The following is a 22862-nucleotide window of genomic DNA, read 5'->3' on the forward strand; positions in this document are numbered from 1 at the left end:
CTACCGAAACTGGTCTAAACTAACTATGTTATTCTACCACAAATATAGTCTGTCTACTTACGCCGAGCTGTACTAGGTTATTCTCATTGAGTACGTCAGCACCGAGTTTTAAACTGCCTTCGCTGCCGTGAGAAACTATATGAACTGCTTCAATATCTTTTTTATCTGCCAAGGCGTTAGTAATTTGCTCGAGCGCGCTGGAATTTTCATTTAAAATCACAATTGGAGCGGCATCGATGCCTTTGAGCAGGCTTTGATAATCTTGTACAGAGGAGTCAACGAAAATAATTTGCTTGTTCATGTTTGGTACGTTCATAATTTATGAAATCCTTGATATCTATTGTTGACATTCAAGTCTGGCAGGGGTTTCAACCCCCACCTCGCTTAAGTCCTCGCTATGAGGACTGAAGAATTTATTAGTCCTATTGCTCAAATCTATCGGGCGGTAAAATTGTTAGCCCGTTCCGCTAAAGCATTAAATAACCTGGAAACATCAAAGGCATTGCGCCGAATTAGTAGCTCGATGCTGTCCATAATCCAAGCGAGGTTTCTGACACAGCAGATAACTTTGGCTTCGGGAAATAGTTCCCGAATTAATGGCAATTTGCTGCATCACAGGCGATTGGTGTCGGAGATCACTTCTCGATCAGTTGGCGGGTGGTAATAAGCTGTGCCTGTTTTTGTTCAGGGGAAATGAACACGGAAAACTCATTGTCTTCGCTCACGGTTTCCAGCATTCGATCGACGGGCATCCCCAATAGGGGAAGTCATAGCGCTGTAAAACCGGGGGTTTTGTCGTAGTAGTGCAGCCAGTAAAGTAGAGCCTGAGCGGGGTAGTCCTGATATGAAGTAGGCTTTCACTGGCCTGGCGTGGGAATGAACGCCTATAGCTTAGATGCAACTTTAATGTATCCCCCTAAAGACATATCTTTTATAGCATATTTTTATTTAACATTTCGCAACACAACATCCAGGTTTACGATCTCTTTACAATCTAGACATCGTGGGTTGGCTTTCCCTATCTCTAATCATTGCTTCGGGCCCCTGCCTCTGTAAAGTCGGAAAAGTCGGATCGTAAAGTCGGAAAAGTCGGATCTTTGTCTTGGTGATGAGTAGATAATAAGGTTTACGATATCTTTACAATCTAGATATCGCTGGGTTAATTACTTAGCTATTTTAACCGCAGATATCAGGGGATATATGCGGATATACGCAGATGAAGAGATGTTATTTGATGAGTTCTTCGAGGGATGGGAAAAGCAATTTTTCGGCGCTCACTTTTTCGCAATCACAACCTTGTTGAATTGCGGATATTGCTGATACTTTTCCTCGCAGCAATTGAATGCTTTCGATTAGTAATGGTAGAGTTAATAAAATTATTGATGCCGACACCAGCAAGCTAATTAAGCCGTCAGCCCAATTCCAGTGTAGCCACGCTACGGCGATCGCAGCTAAAATTACTCCAACCGACGAAAAAATGTCGGCGACTGCGTGCAGAAACGCGCTTTTGAGATTCAAGTCACCGTGACAGCAGGAATGCAAACAACAAGCATTGATCGAGTTGATGCTTAAACCGACTATGGCGGTAATTAACATCGGGAGTCCTTCTACTTCGGGAGTTGGGGACCGCAAACGGGCGATCGACTCAGCAGCAATCCACAGGGCGATCGCAACTAAACTGATACTATTAATTAAAGCAGCAATGATTTCTCCTCGTTCAGGGATTGACGATTGTGCGATCGTACAATCTACGGATTTACTTTTGCGTTTGACTGAGGAGTACCAAGTCGCTGTCAAAGTTATTGCTAAAGCTGCTACATCTGAAAAAACGTGACCCGCATCTGCTAATAGGGACAAACTATGAGAATTAAGTGCAGCGATTAACTCTGCTACAAAAAAGCTGCTAAGCAATACCAATGCTGTTTGTAAAAGTCGCACTTTGCCAATTCTGGGATTTATATTCTCGCATTGTGCGGTATCCTTGGCGTTTTCAGAGTCAAAATTTTCCTTAACTAGAAATGTCATGCAGCAGCCCTTAAGGTTAAACTCGATTTTAAATTAAACATTAAATTAACTATCAATGACCGATTATATACCAAATCCGCACCAAGATCCGGAAAATTCGATCGCAAATTCCCCAAATTCTCAAATAAACGATCGTCCAATTAGCGACAATCACGCAAATATTTTAACAGGGGAATCTTTGGTTGATTTGCGGAAGTACGATCAATCAAAGTTTGATCGAGGAAAGCCTACTTGGCTAATTTTGCTTTGGTGGTTCGTCCAGGCGATCGCATTTCCCCTCACTCCACACCCTTTTAACGGCATCAGAAGCAGGCTGCTGCGGTTATTTGGAGCGAAAATAGGTCGCGGTGTGATCATTCGCCCCACGGCTCGTTTTACCTATCCTTGGAAAATTGCAATCGGAGACTACAGTTGGATCGGAGATGATGTTGTATTGTACAGTCTCGATCGAATTGTGATCGGCAAACACTGCGTCATTTCTCAAAAAAGCTACCTCTGCACCGGCACTCATGACCTTCAAGACCCAGCCTTTGGCTTAATCACAGCACCTGTGGTCATTAATAACGGCGTTTGGATTGCCGCCGACTGCTTCGTTGGCCCTGGTGTAGAAATCGGTGCTAACGCCTTAATCGGAGCTCGCAGTAGCGTATTTAAACATATGCCCGCTAGCTTTGTTTGCACGGGAACACCTTGTCGTCCCCGCTATCGGCGAGAAATTAACCAAAGTTCATAAGAGACATTGCATCGGGAAACTAAGCAGCTTGAATAGCTTGTGGCCGAATTGGAATTTCAATGACGAATTCTATTCCCTTTCCTTCTGTAGGCTGGCAGTATAATCTGCCCCCATGCTTTTCAACGATAATTTGGTAACTGATAGATAACCCCAACCCAGTTCCCTTACCGATAGGTTTGGTGGTAAAAAAAGGGTCAAATAGTTTCGGTTGTAAACTTTCGCAAACTCCCCGACCGTTGTCACTAATATGAATAGCAACCCAATTCTCGTGAATTACTTTTGTAGAAATTTGAATGCGGTTCGGGTGTTGTTTGATTTCTGCAAACGAACGCTGCTGATTAGATTCATCCAAAGCATCAATGGCATTGGAAATAATATTCATGAACACTTGATTTAATTGTCCGGCATGGCATTCTACTGGTGGAATGTGACCGTAATTTTTTATTATTTCAATCTCAGGATGCTCTGGTTTTGATTTTAAACGATGATGCAGGATGGTGAGTGTACTATCAATTCCTTCATGAATATTTACTGCTTTCACGTCTGCCTCATCTAGGCGAGAAAAGATTCGCATAGACTTGACAATCTCCTGAATGCGCTGCGTTCCTAAGTTGATTGAGTTAAGAACTTTTATAAAATCTTCCTCCACAAATTCTAGTTCTATTTCATCCATAGCTGCTTGAATTCGAGGGGTAGGATTTACATAATCTTCTTGATAGATGTGTATGATTTTTAGTAAGTTATGAGCGTACTCTTGGGCATAACCCAGATTGCCAGAGATGAAATTTATAGGGTTATTTATTTCATGAGCAATCCCAGCCGCCATTTGCCCTAACCCGGACATTTTTTCGCTTTGGATTAACTTAAGTTGCATTTGTTGTAAATCCTCGTAGGCTTGGCTGACTTCTCTAACTTTTTCCTCCAATAAGATGTTTTTTTCTTCTAATTTATCAGCAAGAACATGAAGCTTTAAATGCAGCTTGACGCGAGCTAATACTTCCTCCTGTTGGAAAGGTTTGGTAATATAATCTACAGCCCCAAGCTGAAACCCTTCAACTTTATTTGCCGTATCCGAGAGCGCAGTCATAAATATAATGGGAATCTGTTTAGTTTCTGGATTAGCCTGTAATCGACGACAGGTTTCAAATCCATCAATCTCTGGCATCATGACATCTAACAAGATTAGATCTGGGAGAGCATATTTGACTCGCTCTAGTGCCATCTTTCCAGATTTCGCGACCCGAACTTCAAATCCTTCCTGACTTAAGGCATCAGATAAGACACCCAAGTTGGCTGAATTGTCATCAACTATAAGAATTGTACCATTTGCTTTAATCTCTGAATTCATAAACCTTACTTGTAGGACTGAATAAACGTTAAAATCTCTTCGTCTTGAAAGTCCTTTGCCATCTGATGCAATCTTTTAGCAAAGGGAATATATTGGGGATCTATTTCTTCAAGTAATACCGCCTGCTTAACTATTTCTAGGAAATTTCCTTTCATAGCCAGTTCGTATAGAATTTCCATTTCTTTAGCTGGCGGCGCAATTAGCTCATCGGTGTCTGAGCCGATCGCCAGGGGATCTTCATTAGCTTCATAAACCCATTCTAAATCAAGATACTGTTGTAATTTTTGCAGGAGTTCCGTGGCTTGAACAGGTTTGGGAATAAAAGTGTTGCCTCCTGCTTCTAAACTTCTGTATTGATCGGCTTCAAATACGCTGGCAGAAGAGACAATAATGATGATGTCTTTGAAGTTGTCCGATTCTCTAACCCGCTTAATTAGCTCGAAGCCATCTAGTTCGGGCATTAGTAAGTCGGTAACGATTAAATCTGGCTGTACCTCCAGAATTTTTTCCCAGCCTTCCTGCCCATCGTTTGCTTCAGACACCTCAAAGCCGAGCGGACTGAGCAAATTGCTAACTACCGAACGGTTAGCCCATTTGTCATCAATAACCACAATCTTAGGTTGGCGGTCTTTGATGCCGATAATCTGGCCGCGATGGTCAATTTGAGAAGTTTTCACCCATTCATCGGCTTGAGATAGATTGACATCAAACCAGAAAATACTGCCAACATTCATCTCACTTTGAACCTGAATGGTACTGCCCATTAGTTCTACAATCCTTTGGCTAATTGCCAGTCCTAATCCCGTACCTTCCGTCTGCCGCCTGCGATCTCCTACCTGCTCGAAGGGCTGAAAGATAGCTTGGAGTTGATCTTGGGCAATGCCGGTACCTGTATCGCGTATTTCAAAGCGAATTTTTTCTTCTGTGGCAAAGCTGACTATAAAAGTAACAGTACCCTCATCCGTAAATTTAATAGCGTTACTTAAAAGATTAATTAACACTTGTCGCAAGCGTTTTTCATCCGCACGAATACCGATCGGGAGTTCGGGACTTGATGGAAAATGAAACTGAATTCCCTTTAGTTCAGCTCGGATACGACACATTTCTGCGACACCTTGCAGGAACGCCGGGAAATGAAAATCCGTAGGCATGAGTTCCACTTTCTGTGCTTCAATCTTCGACAAGTCGAGAATATCATTGATTAAGGTCAGTAAATGGGAACCGCACTGATAAATAACATCAATGCGCGATCGCTCTTCTTGATTCAAGGATTTGGAACGCTGAAGAATCTGGGCGTATCCCATGATGCCATTAAGGGGAGTCCGCAACTCGTGGCTCATATTGGCAAGGAATTCACTTTTAGCGCGACTTGCTGCTTCGGCTGCTTCCTTAGCTTTTGCCATTAGGAATTCTGCTTGTTTGCGATCGTGGATATCGCTGCAAGTGCCAACCCACTCCCGGATGCTGTCATCTTCATTCAGAATGGGTACGCCTCTAACTTGAAAATAACGATAGTTTCCATCCGCTGCGCGGATTTGGTATTCTATGTCATACAGGGTTTTCGTTTGCGCTGCTTCCATCCACACCTGAGCGGTTCGTTCGCGATCGTCCGGGTGAATTGCATCTAACCAGCCCAAACCAATTACCTCAGCTTCGGTTTGTCCGGTGTAAGCTCTCCAACTCGGTAGATCCGGGCATCTTCCTTCACCATCCGCTGTCCATACAATTTGGGACGTAGCAGCGATTAGCGAACGATAGCGTTCTTCGCTTTGTTTTATAGCATCTTCGGCTTGTTTGCGATCGTGGATATCGGTGCAAGTGCCAACCCACTCCCGGATGCTGCCATCTTCATTCAGAATAGGTACGCCCCTACCTTGGAAATAACGATAGTTTCCATCCGCTCCCCGGATTCGATATTCTATGTCATACAGGCTTTTCGTTTGCACTGCTTCCATCCACGCCTGAGCGGTTGATTCGCGATCGTCCGGGTGAATTGCATCTAACCAGCCAAAACCAACCACCTCCTCTACGGTTTGTCCAGTGTAAGCTCTCAGAGTCGGCATATCCGGGCATCGCCCCTCAGAATCCCCTGTCCAGACAATTTGGGACGTAGCAAGGATTAGCGAGCGATAGCGTTCTTCGCTTTGTTTGATCGCATCTTCCGCTTGTTTGCGATCGGTAATATCTCGCACCACAGATAACGCATACAGCTTGTCATCCTGCCAATAGGGGGTTGCTGTAACTTCCACATCAATGCACTTGTTATCCTTGTGGACATCAATGGCATGACAGAAGAACTGCTTACCTGCCTTCACAGTTTCTAAGAAGTCCACAAATAGGTGGTAACTATCTGGGTGTATGAAGCCTCCAGGTGGTAGTTGAGCGAACTCCTCATAAGTGTAGCCGTGGATTCTGGCTTGCGCCGGATTGATGGCGACTACTTTTCCGGTTTCTAGTTCTGTGATGATAATGCCATCGTTCACCGACTCAAAAATACTGCGATACTGAGTTTCTTTATGTCGCAACGCTTCTTCCGCTTGTTTGCGATCGGTAATATCTCGCGTTGTGGCGATGAGGCCGAGGATATTGCCATTAGCATCCCGCCAAGGAGCTTTTGTAGTTAAAAAGGTCCTAGGGGTTTCATCATGAGAGATATCTTCCTCGTAACTCTCAGTGATTCCTGTTGCCATGATTTGACGATCTTTTGCCATCATTTCACGGGCAGCGTTAGGCAGTAATTCCCAATCATCTTTGCCGATGATTTCCTCACTTGGCTTGCCCAAGAAGTTTGCCAAATTGGAGTTAATGGCAACATAACGCCCTTCTCGATCTTTAACGACAATGAAGTCGGGTGTACTTTCCAAAATAGAGTTTAGCAGTGCATTACGATCGCGCAGAGCTTCTTCAGCTTGTTTGCGATCGGTAATATCTCGTGCTATGGCGATCATGCCGAGAATATTGCCCTGAGCGTCCCGCCAAGGGGCTTTTGTCGTTAAAAAAGAAGTGGTGATCTTACCATTAGAAACATCTTCTTCGTAGGTTTCAGTAGTGCCTGCTTCCATGATCTCGCGGTCTTTTGCCATTATTGGAACGGCAGCAGCAGGGGGAAGGAGTTCCGAATCATCTTTACCCAGGATCTCCTCAATGGGTTTACCGTAAAAGGAGGTTGCCCCATTGGAATTAAGGGCAACATATCGGCCTTCCCGGTCTTTAACAACTATTATGTCTGGCGTACTTTCCAAGATAGAGCTCAGCAAGACGTTGCGATCGCGCAGCACAGCTTGCTGTTCGCGCAGAGCTTCTTCAGCTTGTTTGCGATCGGTAATATCTGTATTAGCTCCAATCCATTCGCGAATTGAACCATCCGCGTTCAGAATTGGTACACCACGACAACTCATGTACCGATATTCGCCGTCATACCGGCGCATACGTAATTCATCTTCATAGAGCGAGCGATTGGCCACGGCAGCCGACCATATACTACCAACATGAGCGCGATCATCTGGGTGCATGGCATCTAGCCAGCCCCATCCTTTATACTCCTCAAATGTCTGTCCTGTAAATGCACCTAAAGTAGGTTGTTCGCTGGCTAATTCGCCATCAGCATTACCGATCCAAATAATTTGAGCGGTAGCTTCGATTAAAGAACGAAATCGTTCTTCATTTTGTTTGAGGACATCTTCTGCGTTTTTGCGATCGCGAATATCCCGCGTAATAGTGGCAATCCCTACCGGTTCATTAGTCTCTGGATGTCTAATCAAAAATAGGGTGTAATCTACCAGGATGGGTTGACCTGTCTGGAAATGTCTGAAGCGAAAATCACTCCGCCAACTTCCCTCTTGCATTATTGCCGGCATAATAAACTGCTGTACGAAGTCCAAATCTTCTGCCATGAAGAAGTCGGTCATGTGTTTGGTTCGGGCTTCCTCCAAACTACTGAGTCCCACCAAATCCAGACCCGCCTGATTCACTAGCATCGGGCGACCATCCATTGAGGCCACGCCAATAAAGTCACGGCTATTCTCGATCGTTGTAGCGAGCAATTGCCGTTCTTCCTCTGCTTTTTTGCGATCGCGAATATCCCGCACAATAGTGGAAATAAACTCGACTTCACCCGCTGCGGTTTTGTGAACGATCAAAACCTGGGAGACTGGAATTTCTTCCCCATCGCGTGACAAAAACAGGGTTTCACCTGCCCAACTACCCTCTCGCAAGGCGCTGGGAATTATTTCGTTGTGGAACTTTGCTTTTGCCGAGGGAGCTAATGCAGAATCTATAGTAAACGGAGCTCGTGCTTCCTCTGGGGACATCCCCAGCATTTCCTGTCCGGCTTGGTTGAGATAGACGCTATGCCCAGCCGCATCCACAACTCCTACTAAGTCGGAAGTTGCTTCCAAAATTGCCGTCAGTCGTGCCTGCTTTTGTTCTGCCCGCTTGCGATCGGTAATTTCAATCACAAGGGCACCAACACCAAAAACCAGGTCATTTTCGTCCCGCAAAGGATAGTAAGATGCTTGCCAGTAGCGCAGGATGCCCGGTTGTCTCGGAGTTTCACCCACTACTTCATAGTCGAGAATTGGCTTGCCCGTATCCAGAATTTCTTGCAAAATTGGTCCCAGAGTCGCAGCCAATTCTGGCAGCACTTCACACAGCGACCTACCAATATGATCTGCCACACAAATGCCATTGAGCTCTGCCATAGCTTCGTTAATTTGGACGTACCGGAGTTGGCGGTCTAAAATCATCAGTCCGGCATTCGCTGCAGCAAAAAAAGCCTCGAAGTGAGCCTGTCGCAATACCTGTGCTGTTGTGTTCTCTTGCTGGGGCGGTTGGTTTTTATGTGGTGGGAATGTGCTCATGTTGGCTCGTGCATTTCAGCTATAATTTTAGAACTTCTTTCCAAATACGGGTTCGTAAGGTTTTCCTTTTTTCCTATTTGGGTACTGAATAAAACGTTCAGTAGGGCGACAATTAGGCTTTCAATCGGCGATATATGTATCCCTGGCGACAATATTTCCGTTAATTCTTCGGATGTATCGCCAAGCAGTTCTATTGCTCATCAATTCTATTCCTAATCAATCCTATGGGTAGTACATTGGTGACAACATAAGCTAGGGAAGTGTTTGTCAATCAGCAATTATGCTCAGCATTTACTCAGATTTGGGGGGAAACTTAGATGTGGGCGATCGAGCAATCATGGCGATCGCCATATTGATGACCACCTACCCCCAAATCGCCAATTTTCCACTCCTCAACAAGCAGTATTTTCAGTAAAATTACGGATTGACAAATGCGATTAAATTATAGTTTGTCCCCCATGTCAGTAGAATGCCAAGTATTCTTGGAACGTTATCAATTTTAGCTAGATGCGTTAAATTTTCACTTAGATATACACAAGAGGGACGCAACTGGCAGAGTAATAGCAATATCTCTCCCACCAGTCAAAATCATTGTAATACTTGGATATTTGACTTGTCCACTTAAATAGTCATTGAATAATCCCTGCTTAAGTTGATAACGGGACTTCACAAAAAAATAGTGGAGAGTATGATAAACTCGAATCGAGTTAATGTTGACTAAAGTTAGTAGAGCGATCGCTTTAACAATAGATGAGTCGGCTCTCTGATCGCGAAAAAGTGGCACACTAACCACAGGCCTGCGAAGACCAGGTATCCGAAAAATTGGCAAGAGGGATAACTGCGTATTATGAGGAACCACATCTCTATCTAACGACTTCACTTTTTTACTCTAAAAACAGGTTAAAATTTATGATAACGATCTCAGTATTGTATTTTGACATTGGGTACTGAGAACTTTATTTTTTACTACTTTCCTTAAAAAATGACCACACAAAAAACCTTCTTCCCTGAATTTAAATTGAATACAATCCCCGAAGAAGTATTGACACAGATATCGCAAATATTTACAGCTACCCTATTTAAAATAGGTGAAAATCCAGTATCGTTGCAGTCACTGGTGGAACTGATTGTATTGTTTATGGCTATCCTTGTCATAGCACGCTCTTTTACAAACTTTCTTAAGGAACGCTTGCTAGTCAGACTGGGAATTGACGAGGGAAACCGGGAAGCGATCGCAGTAATTATTGGGTATTTGATAGTAGCTTTGGGGGTGATAGTCGCCATCCAAAGCATCGGTTTCAACCTCGCTTCTTTTGCAGTAGTTGCGGGGGGATTGGGAGTCGGAATTGGCTTCGGAATCCAAGATTTAACAACTAATTTTGTCAGCGGCTTAACGCTGCTTTTAGACAGACCTGTGAAAGTCGGAGACTTTGTGGAATTAGAAGGATTAATGGGAATCGTCAAAAAAATCTCGATTCGATCTACCATCCTCCAAACCACAGAGGACTCAAGCGTCATAGTTCCCAACAGCAAAATGATTAGCAACAAAATTGTTAACTGGAGTTACGAAAACTCCCTACTCTGTCTGCGAGTTCCCGTAGAAGTAGCCGAGAATAGTAACCCGCTGTTAGTGACAGAAACTCTATTAAATATTGCTTACAAAGAAGCAGGAGTTTTGTACGAACCGAATCCGAAAGTATTGTTTGTCGAGTTTGGTGATGATAGTTTTAAATTTGAACTTTTAGTTTGGACGGACAAGCCGACTGAAAGAGAAATAATTAAAAGTTCTTTAAATTTTGCAATTGAATACAATTTCCGCCACCAAAAGATAGAATTTCCGTTCAATGACAGAGAAATTTATTTGCAAAACCCCGAAGTTCTGTTGTCAATGTTCAACAAAAAAGAAACTGCAATTGACCTCCCGAACAGTTACTCGGAAAATGAGCCAAAACCGCCAATTTTTGCAGAGAAACTGAAAAAGCCATCGTCGCTTAGCTGTTTGCTGCGAGAGGTGGAATACTTTGAAAATCTGACTGATCTTGAATTGCGGCAATTGATTGAAGTTGGATACCGCAAACGGCTGCGATCGCAAGAATATTTGTTTCACGAAAACGACCCCGGAGATGCTTTTTACATGATTCTTTCAGGTTCAGTAGAAGTTTTTGTAGAAGCTATTGACAAACATCTGAATAACCTCGGTACTGGTCAGTTTTTCGGGGAACTTTCTTTGATGTTGGGCATTCCCAGAACTGCTTCGGTAAGAGCTTTGGAAGAAACAATTTTGTTTGCCATCAATAAAGAAGGTTTCCAAAAAGTTTTAACGGAACGACCGGATTTATCTGAACAGATTATTCAAGAAATAGTCAAACACAAAGAAGAACTCCACGAGAGACAGCAATTATTGCGAGAAATGGAATTGGTAGATGCAGCAGAAGAGGAGGAAAATCCTGTAGAATGGGTGAGAAAACGGCTAAAAAATCTATTTAGCGTTTGAAATAATTTCTATGACGCGATTTATTCACGATCTCTTTGCCAAAGAATTTCTGGAAGAGTTGCTGTCCCCGATTGGAACGGTTAATGTCGGCCGCGATGTGACTTCGGAAGTCCGAGAAATCGATGTTTACTTCACTCCCAGCACCGCAATTCCCGAATACTCAGAAACCCTGGGATTGTTGGGAAAAATGGCAAGCACAACTGCAATTTTTGAACCGTTTCGCAATCCGGCAAACGTCAGCGAAATTTGTAGCTGCCTGGGCAAGTTATTGGACGTGCGAGGTGAATTGGAGCGAAAATTTAGGAGAGAAAATACTCGCTATGATGATGCTCAGTTACCCAAACTGTGGATTTTGATGCCCACAGCATCGAAAGCATTGGTAGATAGCTTTAATGCGATACCAGACACAGAGAATTGGATGCAGGGAATTTATTTTTTCGGTGAATCTTTGCGAACTGCAATTGTGGCGATTCACCAGTTGCCAGAAACTCCAGAAACCCTGTGGTTGAGGATTTTGGGCAAAGGGGGAGTGCAGCAAAGGGCTATTTCCCAATTAAGCGCTTTAGCAACAGACGATCCGTTGCGGATTATCGCGCTAGAATTGCTGTATCGGTTACAGTCAAATTTAGTAACCGATGCGCCACAAGAATTAGAGCCAGAAGAGCGGGAGTTAATTATGGCCATTGCACCACTTTTTCAACAACAAATACAAGCAGCACAGCAACAAGCTAGAGAAGAAGGACTAGAAGAAGGACTAGAACAAGGGCTAGAACAAGGACTAGAACGAGGCAGACAAGAACAACAGCGCTTAATCTTAGAAAACTTTCTGCGAGTTAGATTTGGAGAATTAAGCCCCAAAATGACTGTTTTTCTATCTCCAATATCCAAGTTGGCGGCGACAGAATTTACAGTGCTGTTGCTGGCAATCTCAATGCTGACAGTTGATGAAACAGGGCGCGAAGCAGCGGTTAAATTGTTAGCTGAAAGTGCGTTGCAAATGCGATCGCCTGAATTGGGTGATATTCTGCCTACAGCCGTTACTAATTTATTGGCATTGCCTGTGGCAGAATTGACATTGTTTGTAGAACAACTGCCACAGTTATCGGCGGAGGAATTGAGGGACAGGTTAGGAAAAACACCTGACTAAAACCTGCGATCGCAGCCATAAAGGGATCTCGCTCTTTATGGCATTTAAATCATTCTCAAATAAAATTCCTAGATTCTGTCGATCGCACTTAGGAATTGGACTGCGGGCCTAAAATCAAGTGCAGCAGACCATCGATCAGTCGATCGCGCTCCATTGGGATAATCTCTTTACCGTGCATCATATGCTGCATTAACTTAAAATATACCAAAGCTCCGATAAAAATCCGCGCAGTGGCCTCGGGATCGGGCAATTTTAACTCTGGATGCGATGCCAAATATTCCGCTAGCCGCTCGATACCCGGTTTAGCTAAGTTTTTCACAAAAGTCTGCGCTAGCTGGGGAAAACGCCCTGATTCGGCAATCACTAACCTCACAAAATTGAGATATTCTGGTTCCTGGGTCGCCTGATCCAATATAGTTGTGGCAGCGAATCGCAGCGCTACGGCCGGCTCTTCATCCAGAACTGTAAAATGGACTTTTTCTCGCGCCAGCCGCTGTACCAAAGCCGCGAATAATCCTTCTTTATCTGCAAAATAACTGTAAACCGTGGCTTTGGAAACTCCGCCCGTCTTCGCTACCTTGTCCATACTCGTCCCCGCGTAGCCGTGGGCTAAAAATTCTTGCATCGCACCTTGCAGGATTTGCTCGCTCTTGTCCCCTCCTGCTGCGTCTGCTTCGATCGGTTTTGTCCTTGCCATACCTTGCTTCTGTAATTTTTATTTGGGCTCTTGACATCATTATACTAAACGGTTTAGTATTAAAAGATATCGGAACTAAACGGTTTAGTATTATTTTCTCACAAAGAGGTATGTCATGGTACACCAACCAACAGCGGAGGGCTTATCCTCAAATCCATCCCTAGTTAAACAACTCCTAGTTGTGGCAGCAGTAGCAACCCTGGGGGCAGCAGGAACCACAGGCTACACGATCTGGCGATCGCGCATACCCGATCCCAATGCAGTAGCCGCAGCAGCAGCCGTCGCAGCATCCCAATTAAGGACTGTTACAGCCTTGGGACGACTGGAACCCAGAGGAGAAGTAATTAAAATCTCTGCCTCCGGTGCCGCGGAAGGAAACCGGATCGATCGACTTTTGGTGAAAGAGGGAGACACAGTGAAAACAGGCCAGGCGATCGCAATTTTGGACAGCCGCGATCGCCTGCAAGCCGCCCTCGACCAAGCTCAAGAACAAGTGCGCGTCGCCGAGGCAAACCTAGCAAAAGTCAAAGCAGGAGCCAAAAACGGCGAAATTCAAGCCCAAAAAGCGACTATTAGCCGTTTATCCGCCGATCGCAGCAACGAGATCGCAGCGCAACAGGCGATCGTCAGCCGCCTAGAAGTCGATCGCAGCACCGAAATAGCAGCGCAACAAGCCACAATTGCCCGCATCAGGGCCGAACAGCAAGGGGAAATTCAAACTCAAAAAGCCGCAATTGCCCGCCTACAAGCCGAACTCCGCAACGCCCAAAGCGAGGATCGGCGGTACTCCCAACTCTATGAACAGGGAGCAATTTCCGCCTCAACTAGCGACAGCAAAAGCCTCGCCGCCGAAACAACTCAACAGCAACTCAACGAAGGAAAGGCCAAACTAAATCAAATTCAGGAATCGCGCCAACAGCAGATTAACGAAGCCCAAGCCAAATTGAATCAAATTCAGCAATCTCGCCAACAGCAAATTAACGAAGCGCAAGCAAAACTCAGCCAAGTTGAGCAATCTCGACAACAGCAGATTAATGAAGCGGTGGCAAATCTCGATCGCATCGCCGAAGTGCGTCCCGTTGACATAGCAGCCGCAGCAGCCGAAATCAGTTCCGCCGCTTCAGCCGCCAAACAAGCCAAAGCCAATCTGGATCTAGCTTACATCCGTGCTCCCAGAGACGCCCAAGTCCTGAAAATTCACACGCATCCAGGGGAAAGGGTAGGAAACGACGGCATTGTCGAACTCGGACAAACTCGCGAGATGCTTGCTGTTGCGGAAATCTACGAAAGCGACGTGGACAAAGTACGCCTCGGACAAACCGCCAAAATTACTAGCGATGCTTTGACAGGCGAATTGCGGGGAACTGTCGAACATATTGGTTTGCAAGTGCAGCGGCAAAACATAGTTAACACCGATCCTTCTGCGAATATTGATAGTCGAATTGTGGAAGTAAAAGTGCGTTTGGATGCAGCTTCCAGCCAGAAAGTAGCGGGATTAACGAATTTGCAAGTCAAAGTGGCGATCGGGGAAATTAAAGATTAAGAAGACTTAAACCGCAGGGTCGCTTTCTTCAATCCAAAATCCAAAATCTAAAATCTAAAATCCTATGATTGGACTCATAAAACCCTTACAACAGTTAAGACGCAGAACTTCCCTCGGATGGCTGCAACTGAGTCACGACAAAGGCCGAATGGCCGTTGCAGTAGCAGGAATTGCCTTTGCTGACGTTTTGATGTTCATGCAGTTAGGCTTTCAAAATGCGCTTTACACCAGCAATACGCGGCTGCATCAAGCCTTGCAAACAGACTTAGTTTTGATTCACCCCCAAGCGCGAAATTTGATTAATTTGTCTTCCTTCCCCAGGCGCAGATTGTATCAAGCAATGAACGTACCGGGCGTGAAATCAGCAGAGCCGCTTTACGTGAAAATTGCTAACTGGAAAAATCCTGAAACTCGGCGCGAAACGTCGCTGATGGTGGTGGGTTTCAATCCGAATCACCCTGCGTTTGCGCTTCCCGAAGTCAACCAAAATTTGAGCGCGATTAAATTGCCAGATACTGTGTTGTTCGATCGCGCTTCTAGGGGAGATTACCAAGGGACGATCGCGCAACTCGATCAAGGAAAGTCTGTTAAAGCTGAGGTCGAGCGGCGCAAGATTACCGTCAGCGGTTTATTCACAGTTGGAGCATCTTTTGCCGCCGACGGTATTTTGATGACTAGCGATCAAAATTACCTGCGCCTGTTTGCGAGACAAAACGCCGCGAGTGTTAATGCCGGGTTAATTCAACTGCAACCGGGTGCTGACCCCGTGGAAGTTCAACAAGTTTTGAAAGCATATTTACCGCCGGATGTCAAGGTATTAACCAAACAAGAATTTATCGATTTTGAGAAAAACTATTGGGCTAAGAATACTGCGATCGGCTTTGTGTTTAATTTAGGCGTCGCAATGGGTTTTGTAGTGGGTGTCATTATTGTTTATCAAGTTCTCTCAACCGATGTCAGCGACCACATGGGAGAATACGCTACTTTCAAAGCGATGGGCTACCGCAATGTTTATTTACTAGGCATCGTTTTTGAACAAGCTCTAATTCTTTCCGTCCTCGGTTTTTTGCCGGGAGTAGGAGTCTCTCTCGGACTCTACTCTTTAACTCGCAAAGCTACAAATTTACCCCTTTATATGACGCTGCTGAGAGCAGTTATAGTATTGCTTTTGAACGTGATTATGTGCACTATTTCGGGAGCAATTGCCACTCGCAAACTGCAAGCAGCCGATCCAGCAGATATGTTTTAAGGGGAAATGAAAAATAGAGTTTGAAGGACGCTAAATTCTGGTTATAAACCTCTTTCTAAGACTCGGCGGTTGAAACCGCTACTACACAAAGGAACGCCGCCTCTGCGGACTAAAGAATAAAGGGTGTATTAAAGCCAGATTTTGTATAAACTCCTGACTAACGACAGATTTTTTGTAATCATTCTCTTGTTTTTTCTCTGCATTCTCGACGAAGAAAGCGGTTTATTCTTAAATCTCAAACCTCAAACCAAGAAGTTATGAATTCTACTACTCTCTACCAGACAACCAACGCCTTAGAGATTCCAGCACCTATAATTTCCGCACACCAACTCGACCACTACTTCGGTCAAGGTCAACTGCGAAAACAGGTACTTTTTGACATTAATCTCGAAATTAAAGCAGGTGAAATTGTGCTAATGACGGGGCCTTCCGGTTCGGGAAAAACTACGCTTTTAACTTTGATTGGCGGGCTGAGATCAGGTCAATCGGGAAGTCTCAAAATTATCGGTCAAGAAATGTGCCATGCGAGTGCAGACCAATTGGTAAAGGCGCGGCGCAAAATTGGTTATATTTTTCAGGCGCACAACTTACACCGCAGTTTGACGGCGCTGCAAAACGTGCAGATGGGTTTGGAAGTTCACGGGAATTTATCGCGTTCCCAAATGCGCGATCGCTCTGCAAAAATGCTAGAGTTAGTAGGACTGGAACAGCGGATTAACTATTATCCAGACGATTTGTCGGGAGGACAGAAACAAAGAGTTGCGATCGCCCGCGCTTTGGTCAGTCAACCACAAATTGTTTTAGCTGACGAACCGACAGCCGCCCTGGACAGCAAATCCGGTCGCGAAGTGGTGAATTTGATGCAGCAACTAGCCAAAGAACAGGGTTGTACTATTTTGTTAGTAACCCACGATAACCGTATTTTGGATATTGCCGATCGCATCCTTCACATGGAAGATGGAAAATTAGCCTAATTTTTAAATTTCCGAAGAATAGACATCACCCATAACTCCCTCATTTTCAATTTTGGATGTCAAAATTTAAAGCCGAAAATTTGGCGATATTTGAATATTCGCACTCACTCCAATCATAACACCTAACTCCTCCCCTGTCAAGATGTTTTTGATAATTGTTCCCTGATTATTTTGAGTGATTGCTAACTTGCCAAAGCTCAAACCTCCGGTTAGTGCGATCGCCTCCCTGTGATGGCCTAGCGTATAGTGTCTTCCCCAGCAATCTTACAAGAAAGAGCCACTCTTAAAAGCAGTTGGATTCACATTATAAACCAATCCCAAGTAGTCATTCCCAGATTTAATCGCCGTTGCAGTTAGAGGCATCACCCCATCTAAGATGACATTAACCGACTCAAAAGTAAGTTGACTGAAATTGACACCAATCAACTTGATTTTATCATCGGCAGTAGTGAAGTCAGTAATCACATCAGCTTGAGATGGGTCAGTAGCGGTATATTGTAACACAAAGGTATCATTATCCAAGCTACCTGTGAGCACATCGAAACCTTGATCTGCCCATAACTCATCATTCCCATTCCCACCAATCAAGACATCATTTCCCTTCCCCCCGTGTAAGAGATCCTGATCATTGCCACCTGTGAGAGTATCATTGTCATTATTTCCACTCAAGAAGTCATCACCATTACCACCCGACAATTGGTCCGATCGTTTACCCCCAAACAATTGATCCTTCCCATTACCGCCATCAATGGTATCAGCACCTTGGTTGCCATAGATGGTGTCATTCTCGTCACTTCCCGTCAAGTTATCATTACCTGATAACGCGAATATAGGTTTGCCAAAGGCTGATTGTGGGATACTGGTATCATCTTCATCAGTCAGTAGATAGTTGCCATCTACTTCTTGATTTTGTGGTAAATTAGTTGGTTCACCGCGATCGATATTACTGACTGATGGCGTGTTAATTGCGATCGTTATGGGTGTCGGTGTCGGTGTTTCTGTGGGAGTTGGTGTCGGTGTTGGTGTTTCCGTTGGTGTCGGTATCGGTGTTTCCGTTGGTGTTGGTGTTTCCGTTGGTGGTGTCGGTGTTTCTGTGGGAGTTGGTGTCGGTGTTGGTGTTTCCGTTGGTGTTGGTGTTTCCGTTGGTGTTGTCGGTGTTTCTGTGGGAGTTGGTGTCACCGTTGGTGTCGGTGTTACCGGTGGAATTGGTATGGGCGTTGGTGGGAAAACCGGCACCGCAATATTAACGTTAAAACTCCCTAAACTGGTAGCCGCATTGAAATTGCCAAGACTATCTTTAACTTGACTTGCTTGCAACTCAACAGTATAAGTTCCATTGTCAGTATTATCCCAACTTCCCCGAGGCGGAATAAACGAATAAGTTGCTGTCCGAGGCGTACCATTACTATTAGTATCGGCACTGACAAATTTGGCAGGAATGTCACCGCCAGACCAATTTATCAAAATATCAGAACTGTCCAAACTTGTAACATCGACAGCATTATTATCGCTGAAAGTAACTGTCAAACTTTGACTGGTTCCTCCGGCTGTCGTAATATCAGCAACAGGATTTATGGTGACGGTGGATGCAACGGCATCGACTAATACGCCTGTGGTGCTACCGACGCTATTTAAAGTTAGGATCGCGTTGGCCTTGGTGGCATTTTGAATGGTAGCATCCGTGGGTAAAGTTAAGGCCGTACCAACTGTGATGCCGTCGGTATCTAGGTTGCCAGAAGCAACAGTATAGCGGAAGGTATGGGTGGTGGCAGAGGCTCCTGTACCATTGAGGGTAGCGTTGAGGGTGCCGCCAGTATCTAGAGTAATCGGTAAGTTGGCACCGCCAGTGATGGTTACGGGTTCGTTGAAGGTAACGGTAAAGTCCAGGTTTTCTCCAACTCCATAGGTGTTATTGGTGGGTGCGCTGACACTGGTGATGGTGGGGGCGGGGTTGACGGTAATATTGGCAGTTTCGTCAGCCACGCTGAATACGCTGGATGTGCTGTTATTGGTTAAGTCTGCTCCTGTGTCTGCGGTGCCGCCGTTGGTGCCGGTGATTTGGTCCCAGGCTTTGAAGGTAAAGGCGTTAGTGACAGTACCATTGTAGCTGGCATTGGGGACAAAGCGGATTTTGGTATTGGCATCGGAGGCTAGGAGACGTGCATTGATGGGCGAGGCGGTAAATGTATTCCAAGTTGTGCCATCAGTGGTGTATTGCCAAGTGCCGTTAGTTGTGTCCACGCTGGTGATCGCGATGCCTTGTTTGGCATCGGTGTCACTGTCGGTGATTTTTGTTCCCCCCAGATTCGCGATCATTGTGCTAATTAGTGTGCCGGTACTGGCGCTGTCTCCTTGGTTTTGGGCGGTGAGGGTGGGGGTGCCACTGGTATCTAATAGGGGGGAGTCGTTGACGAGGACGTTGATGGTGATGGGAGTGCTGACACCGCTACTGTCTTTGGCGGTGTAGGTGAAGGTGTCTACGCCGTTGAAATTGGCGTTAGGGGTGTAGAGGATGTTTTTTTTCGGGTCGATCGCGATCGCATTGATGACAGAACACCCAAACGGGTTAGCTGTGGCGTTAAAGGTAGTATCAACCGCCCCAGTAGTCGGGTTGAACTTCGCAACCTTGGCAGATAGGCTCATGAAAGACCAGCCACCAACTATGGAGTTGTCACTGCTATCGAAAGCGATCGCATTGAATTGAACACCCACATTGGGGTTAAAGGTAGTATCAGTCGCCCCAGTAGTTGGGTTTAACTTCGCACTTCGGAAGGGAGGATGACCGGCGTGTAACCCCCCGGAAAGCCAGCCACCGACAATGAGGTTGCCACTGCTATGGAGGGCGATCGCCGTGACAATCCAAAAACCCGCATCATTGGGGTTAAAGGTAGTATCAGCAGCCCCAGTAGTGGGGTCTAACTTGGCAATGTGGTTGCGAGTTTGGTCACCGATGGTGGTGAAGTCGCCACCGACATAGGGGTTTCCACTGCTATCGAGAGCGATCGCTCCGACCTCACGATTCGCATTCGGGTTAAAGGTAGTATCAGCAGCCCCAGTAATCGGGTCTAACTTGGCAATGTTGTTGCGAGATTGACCGCCGATTTGGGTGAACCAGCCACCGACATAGGGGTTTCCACTGCTATCGAGAGCGATCGCCCGGATCAAATTATCCGCATTGGGGTTAAAGGTAGTATCAGCAGCCCCAGTAATCGGGTCTAACTTGGCAATGTGGTTGCGAGTTTGGTCACCGATGGTGGTGAAGTCGCCACCGACATAGGGGTTGCCACTGCTATCGATGGCGATCGCCCGGACCCAACCACTCGCATTGGGGTTAAAGGTAGTATCAGCAGCCCCAGTAATCGGGTCTAACTTGGCAATGTGGTTGCGAGTTTGGCCACCGATGGTGGTGAACTCGCCACCGACATAGGGGTTGCCACTGCTATCGATGGCGATCGCGTTGACAGAAGGAGAATTATTACCATCCGCATTCGGGTTAAAGCTAGTATCAACAGTCCCATCAGAGTTTAACTTCGCAATGGAGTTGCGAGTTTGACCGCCGATGCGGGTGAAACTGCCACCGACATAGATCGAATCACCAATAATCGCGGTGCCGTGGCTAGGGCCGGTGACAATACTATCAACACTGAGTCTGCCGGTTCCCGTGTCGTTCGCTAAAACATCGATCGCGGTGGAAGTAGGGATAGCAGTAACATTGATGGCTTTGCTATCTGCGGTGCCAGTGAGTCCGGCTAAAGTGTAGTCATAATTGGGAAAATTCAGGGGTTGGGTTTCAATTTCCCCAAATTTCACTTCTAACTCCCCGTCGCCGCCAAAGGCCGCAGAACCTGTTAAGTCGTTAGAAGCTGCTACATCTGCGCCTGTTATTTCGCTGAGATGTTTGACAAAATTGAGGCCAGTTTCTCCCGCGCCCACATCGCATCCATATAATAGGATATCGCCGTTTTCAGTTAGGGCATTTCCCCACTGTTTTATCTGACTGCTGAAATTTTCTAGGTTATTCTGATTGAGTATGTCAGAACCGAGTTTTAAACTACCTTCGCTACCGTGGGAAAGGATGTGTACGGCTGCAACATCTTTTTGATCTGCCAAGGCTTGAGTAATTTGTGCGATCGCGCTCGAATTTTCATTTAAAATCACAATTTGAGCGGAATTGACGTTTTGAATCAGGCTTTGATAATCTTGTATAGACGAGTCAACGAAAATGATTTCCTTGTTCATGGTAATCACCTATTGGTTTTTGTTAAGTCTAGGACTTACGCATTCAGCGCAATTACCAACAATAAATGAGGCTTTTGGTGATACCAAAAGCCGAGAACAACGAAATCTCGGATCGGTGCGTAAGTTCTAACTCATTCACTGCAAAAGTTTTTGCTTACCGGATGATTATTTCATCTAATCAATCACAACTTTTGCAGACTCAGTAAATAATTATGCTATACTGCTATTAAAGCATTTACTACAAAATCAATAGTGATTTATTTACTTAAATTCATGAAATTTCAATTATCTTAAAAGATTTTGTAAATATTAATCCATTGGTGTTCAACAATGACGATCGCACCGGAGGGAAAGGGAGCGGCTGGCGGCTGGGTGCGGTGATTAATTCTCGGATTTTCTCAAGGCGATGAAAACATAGGTGCTCAGCCAGAAACCAACAGAATCTAGGCTTTTTGGCGAATCTTCGATCGCGCAATGGGACTTTACTGTACGAACGCCTCTATTTAAGCTCAAAATATCAACTTTGGCTAGACAATGTGCTAGCTGCGGGTGGGGAACATCCAGGTTACGATCGCCTATATATTCCAAGAATCGGCTATACTACAGGAGATATCGACCTTCACGATATCGCAGTAGATAAAAATCATCAAATCATTACTCTCTGACGTGCAAATAATTCCCGCAGCGCCAAAACCAATGGCTTTAGGTTTTCCAACGGAAGAAATTGCTCAGTTAGTTACGTTACGTTGGAATTTTTACCGCAGATGGCATATTTGGGAATTTTTACCGCAGATGGTAGCGGATCTACGCAGATTAACGCAGATCAATGTTGATTGAGGACGAAAGTCCTCACTACCAACCTGACTTTTAACTTATGAAATCCACTAATATCAGCACGACAACTAACAAATTACCGATTTGTGAGCCGGTAATTTCTCTGCACCAACTCGACCACTACTTCGGTCAAGGTCAACTGCGAAAACAGGTACTTTTTGACATTAATCTCGAAATTGATGCAGGTGAAATCGTGCTGATGACCGGGCCTTCCGGTTCGGGAAAAACTACGCTTTTAACTTTGATTGGCGGACTGCGTTCTGGTCAATCTGGAAGTCTCAAAATTCTCGGTCAAGAGATGTGCCATGCGAGTTCAGACCAATTGGTAAAGGCGCGACGGAAAATTGGCTATATTTTTCAGGCGCACAACTTGCACCGCAGTTTGACGGCGCTGCAAAACGTGCAGATGGGTTTGGAAGTTCACGGGAATTTGTCGCGTTCCCAAATGCGCGATCGCTCTGCAAAAATGCTAGAATTAGTAGGACTGGAACAGCGGATTAACTATTATCCAGATGACTTGTCAGGGGGACAGAAACAAAGAGTTGCGATCGCCCGCGCTTTGGTCAGTCAACCGCAAATTGTTTTAGCTGACGAACCGACAGCCGCCCTGGACAGCAAATCCGGTCGCGAAGTGGTGAATTTGAGTAACCGTTCAGGGGGTGCGCCTGCGGCGCACCACCCCAAGAGGAGTTGTAAAGAATTTGGGGAGAAAGGCGGGCG

General features: G+C 45.3%; 17 protein-coding genes. 9 read left to right on the forward strand and 8 right to left on the reverse strand.

Features of this window, described 5'->3' with window-relative positions; translation table 11 throughout:
• Nucleotides 1-28: 28 nt before the first annotated feature.
• The 4 genes from QUA90_RS27610 to QUA90_RS27625 form a co-directional block, all read right to left on the reverse strand.
• Nucleotides 29-301, reverse strand: coding sequence for a DUF4347 domain-containing protein (locus QUA90_RS27610; RefSeq protein WP_333448488.1), 273 nt, complete (start codon nt 299-301; stop codon nt 29-31).
• Nucleotides 302-435: 134 nt separating this feature from the next.
• The gene (locus tag QUA90_RS27615; RefSeq protein WP_333448489.1) at nt 436-603 is read right to left on the reverse strand and encodes a hypothetical protein; all 168 of its coding nucleotides are present in this window, start codon (nt 601-603) and stop codon (nt 436-438) included.
• 105 nt (nt 604-708) lie between these two features.
• Nucleotides 709-861, reverse strand: coding sequence for a sulfotransferase (locus tag QUA90_RS27620; protein ID WP_333448490.1), 153 nt, complete (start codon nt 859-861; stop codon nt 709-711).
• A 366-nt stretch (nt 862-1227) separates the two neighbouring features.
• On the reverse strand, nt 1228-2025 hold the full coding sequence (locus QUA90_RS27625) for a cation diffusion facilitator family transporter (RefSeq protein ID WP_333448491.1): 798 nt from the start codon (nt 2023-2025) through the stop codon (nt 1228-1230).
• A gap of 55 nt (nt 2026-2080) precedes the next feature.
• Between QUA90_RS27625 and hpsU the strand changes: the two genes are divergently transcribed.
• Nucleotides 2081-2758 (forward strand): hormogonium polysaccharide biosynthesis acetyltransferase HpsU, encoded by a 678-nt coding sequence (hpsU, locus tag QUA90_RS27630; protein ID WP_333328851.1) that lies wholly within the window; start codon nt 2081-2083, stop codon nt 2756-2758.
• Between the two features lie 19 nt (nt 2759-2777).
• Here hpsU and QUA90_RS27635 read toward each other — a convergent pair whose 3' ends face one another.
• Both QUA90_RS27635 and QUA90_RS27640 read right to left on the reverse strand, forming a co-directional pair.
• Nucleotides 2778-4106, reverse strand: a complete 1329-nt coding sequence (locus tag QUA90_RS27635; RefSeq protein ID WP_333328854.1) for a response regulator — start codon at nt 4104-4106, stop codon at nt 2778-2780.
• Nucleotides 4107-4111: 5 nt separating this feature from the next.
• A complete protein-coding gene (locus QUA90_RS27640) occupies nt 4112-8965 on the reverse strand; it encodes a PAS domain S-box protein (RefSeq protein ID WP_333328856.1) in 4854 nt (1617 codons plus the stop codon).
• 280 nt (nt 8966-9245) lie between these two features.
• Here QUA90_RS27640 and QUA90_RS27645 point away from each other — a divergent pair, with 280 nt between their 5' ends.
• The 3 genes from QUA90_RS27645 to QUA90_RS27655 all read left to right on the forward strand — a co-directional run bounded on the left by QUA90_RS27645 (nt 9246) and on the right by QUA90_RS27655 (nt 12606).
• On the forward strand, nt 9246-9380 hold the full coding sequence (locus QUA90_RS27645) for a hypothetical protein (RefSeq protein ID WP_333328859.1): 135 nt from the start codon (nt 9246-9248) through the stop codon (nt 9378-9380).
• Nucleotides 9381-9947: 567 nt separating this feature from the next.
• A complete protein-coding gene (locus QUA90_RS27650) occupies nt 9948-11459 on the forward strand; it encodes a mechanosensitive ion channel domain-containing protein (protein WP_333328862.1) in 1512 nt (503 codons plus the stop codon).
• Between the two features lie 10 nt (nt 11460-11469).
• The gene (locus QUA90_RS27655; protein WP_333328865.1) at nt 11470-12606 is read left to right on the forward strand and encodes a flagellar assembly protein H; all 1137 of its coding nucleotides are present in this window, start codon (nt 11470-11472) and stop codon (nt 12604-12606) included.
• A gap of 88 nt (nt 12607-12694) precedes the next feature.
• On the opposite strand, the gene QUA90_RS27660 is transcribed toward QUA90_RS27655, so the two are convergent.
• Nucleotides 12695-13303, reverse strand: a complete 609-nt coding sequence (locus QUA90_RS27660; RefSeq protein ID WP_333448492.1) for a TetR/AcrR family transcriptional regulator — start codon at nt 13301-13303, stop codon at nt 12695-12697.
• A 115-nt stretch (nt 13304-13418) separates the two neighbouring features.
• Here QUA90_RS27660 and QUA90_RS27665 point away from each other — a divergent pair, with 115 nt between their 5' ends.
• From QUA90_RS27665 to QUA90_RS27675, 3 genes are all read left to right on the forward strand, one after another.
• The gene (locus tag QUA90_RS27665; RefSeq protein ID WP_333448493.1) at nt 13419-14846 is read left to right on the forward strand and encodes an HlyD family efflux transporter periplasmic adaptor subunit; all 1428 of its coding nucleotides are present in this window, start codon (nt 13419-13421) and stop codon (nt 14844-14846) included.
• A gap of 64 nt (nt 14847-14910) precedes the next feature.
• Complete coding sequence (gene devC / locus QUA90_RS27670) at nt 14911-16095, forward strand: ABC transporter permease DevC (protein WP_333448494.1); 1185 nt, start codon at nt 14911-14913, stop codon at nt 16093-16095.
• Between the two features lie 257 nt (nt 16096-16352).
• A complete protein-coding gene (locus QUA90_RS27675; RefSeq protein WP_333328876.1) occupies nt 16353-17069 on the forward strand; it encodes a DevA family ABC transporter ATP-binding protein in 717 nt (238 codons plus the stop codon).
• Nucleotides 17070-17333: 264 nt separating this feature from the next.
• On the opposite strand, the gene QUA90_RS27680 is transcribed toward QUA90_RS27675, so the two are convergent.
• Nucleotides 17334-21308 carry a DUF4347 domain-containing protein gene (locus QUA90_RS27680; protein WP_333448495.1) on the reverse strand — a complete coding sequence of 1325 codons (3975 nt, stop codon included), beginning with the start codon at nt 21306-21308 and terminating at the stop codon, nt 17334-17336.
• A gap of 452 nt (nt 21309-21760) precedes the next feature.
• Here QUA90_RS27680 and QUA90_RS27685 point away from each other — a divergent pair, with 452 nt between their 5' ends.
• Together QUA90_RS27685 and QUA90_RS27690 are read left to right on the forward strand one after the other, a co-directional pair.
• The gene (locus QUA90_RS27685) at nt 21761-21973 is read left to right on the forward strand and encodes a DUF4915 domain-containing protein (protein WP_333448496.1); all 213 of its coding nucleotides are present in this window, start codon (nt 21761-21763) and stop codon (nt 21971-21973) included.
• 209 nt (nt 21974-22182) lie between these two features.
• A partial coding sequence (locus QUA90_RS27690) for an ATP-binding cassette domain-containing protein (protein WP_333448497.1) occupies nt 22183-22862 on the forward strand: 680 nt, incomplete at its 3' end.

This window comes from Microcoleus sp. D3_18_C4 (genome assembly GCF_036702355.1).
In the GTDB taxonomy this organism is placed as follows: Bacteria; Cyanobacteriota; Cyanobacteriia; order Cyanobacteriales; family Microcoleaceae; genus Microcoleus.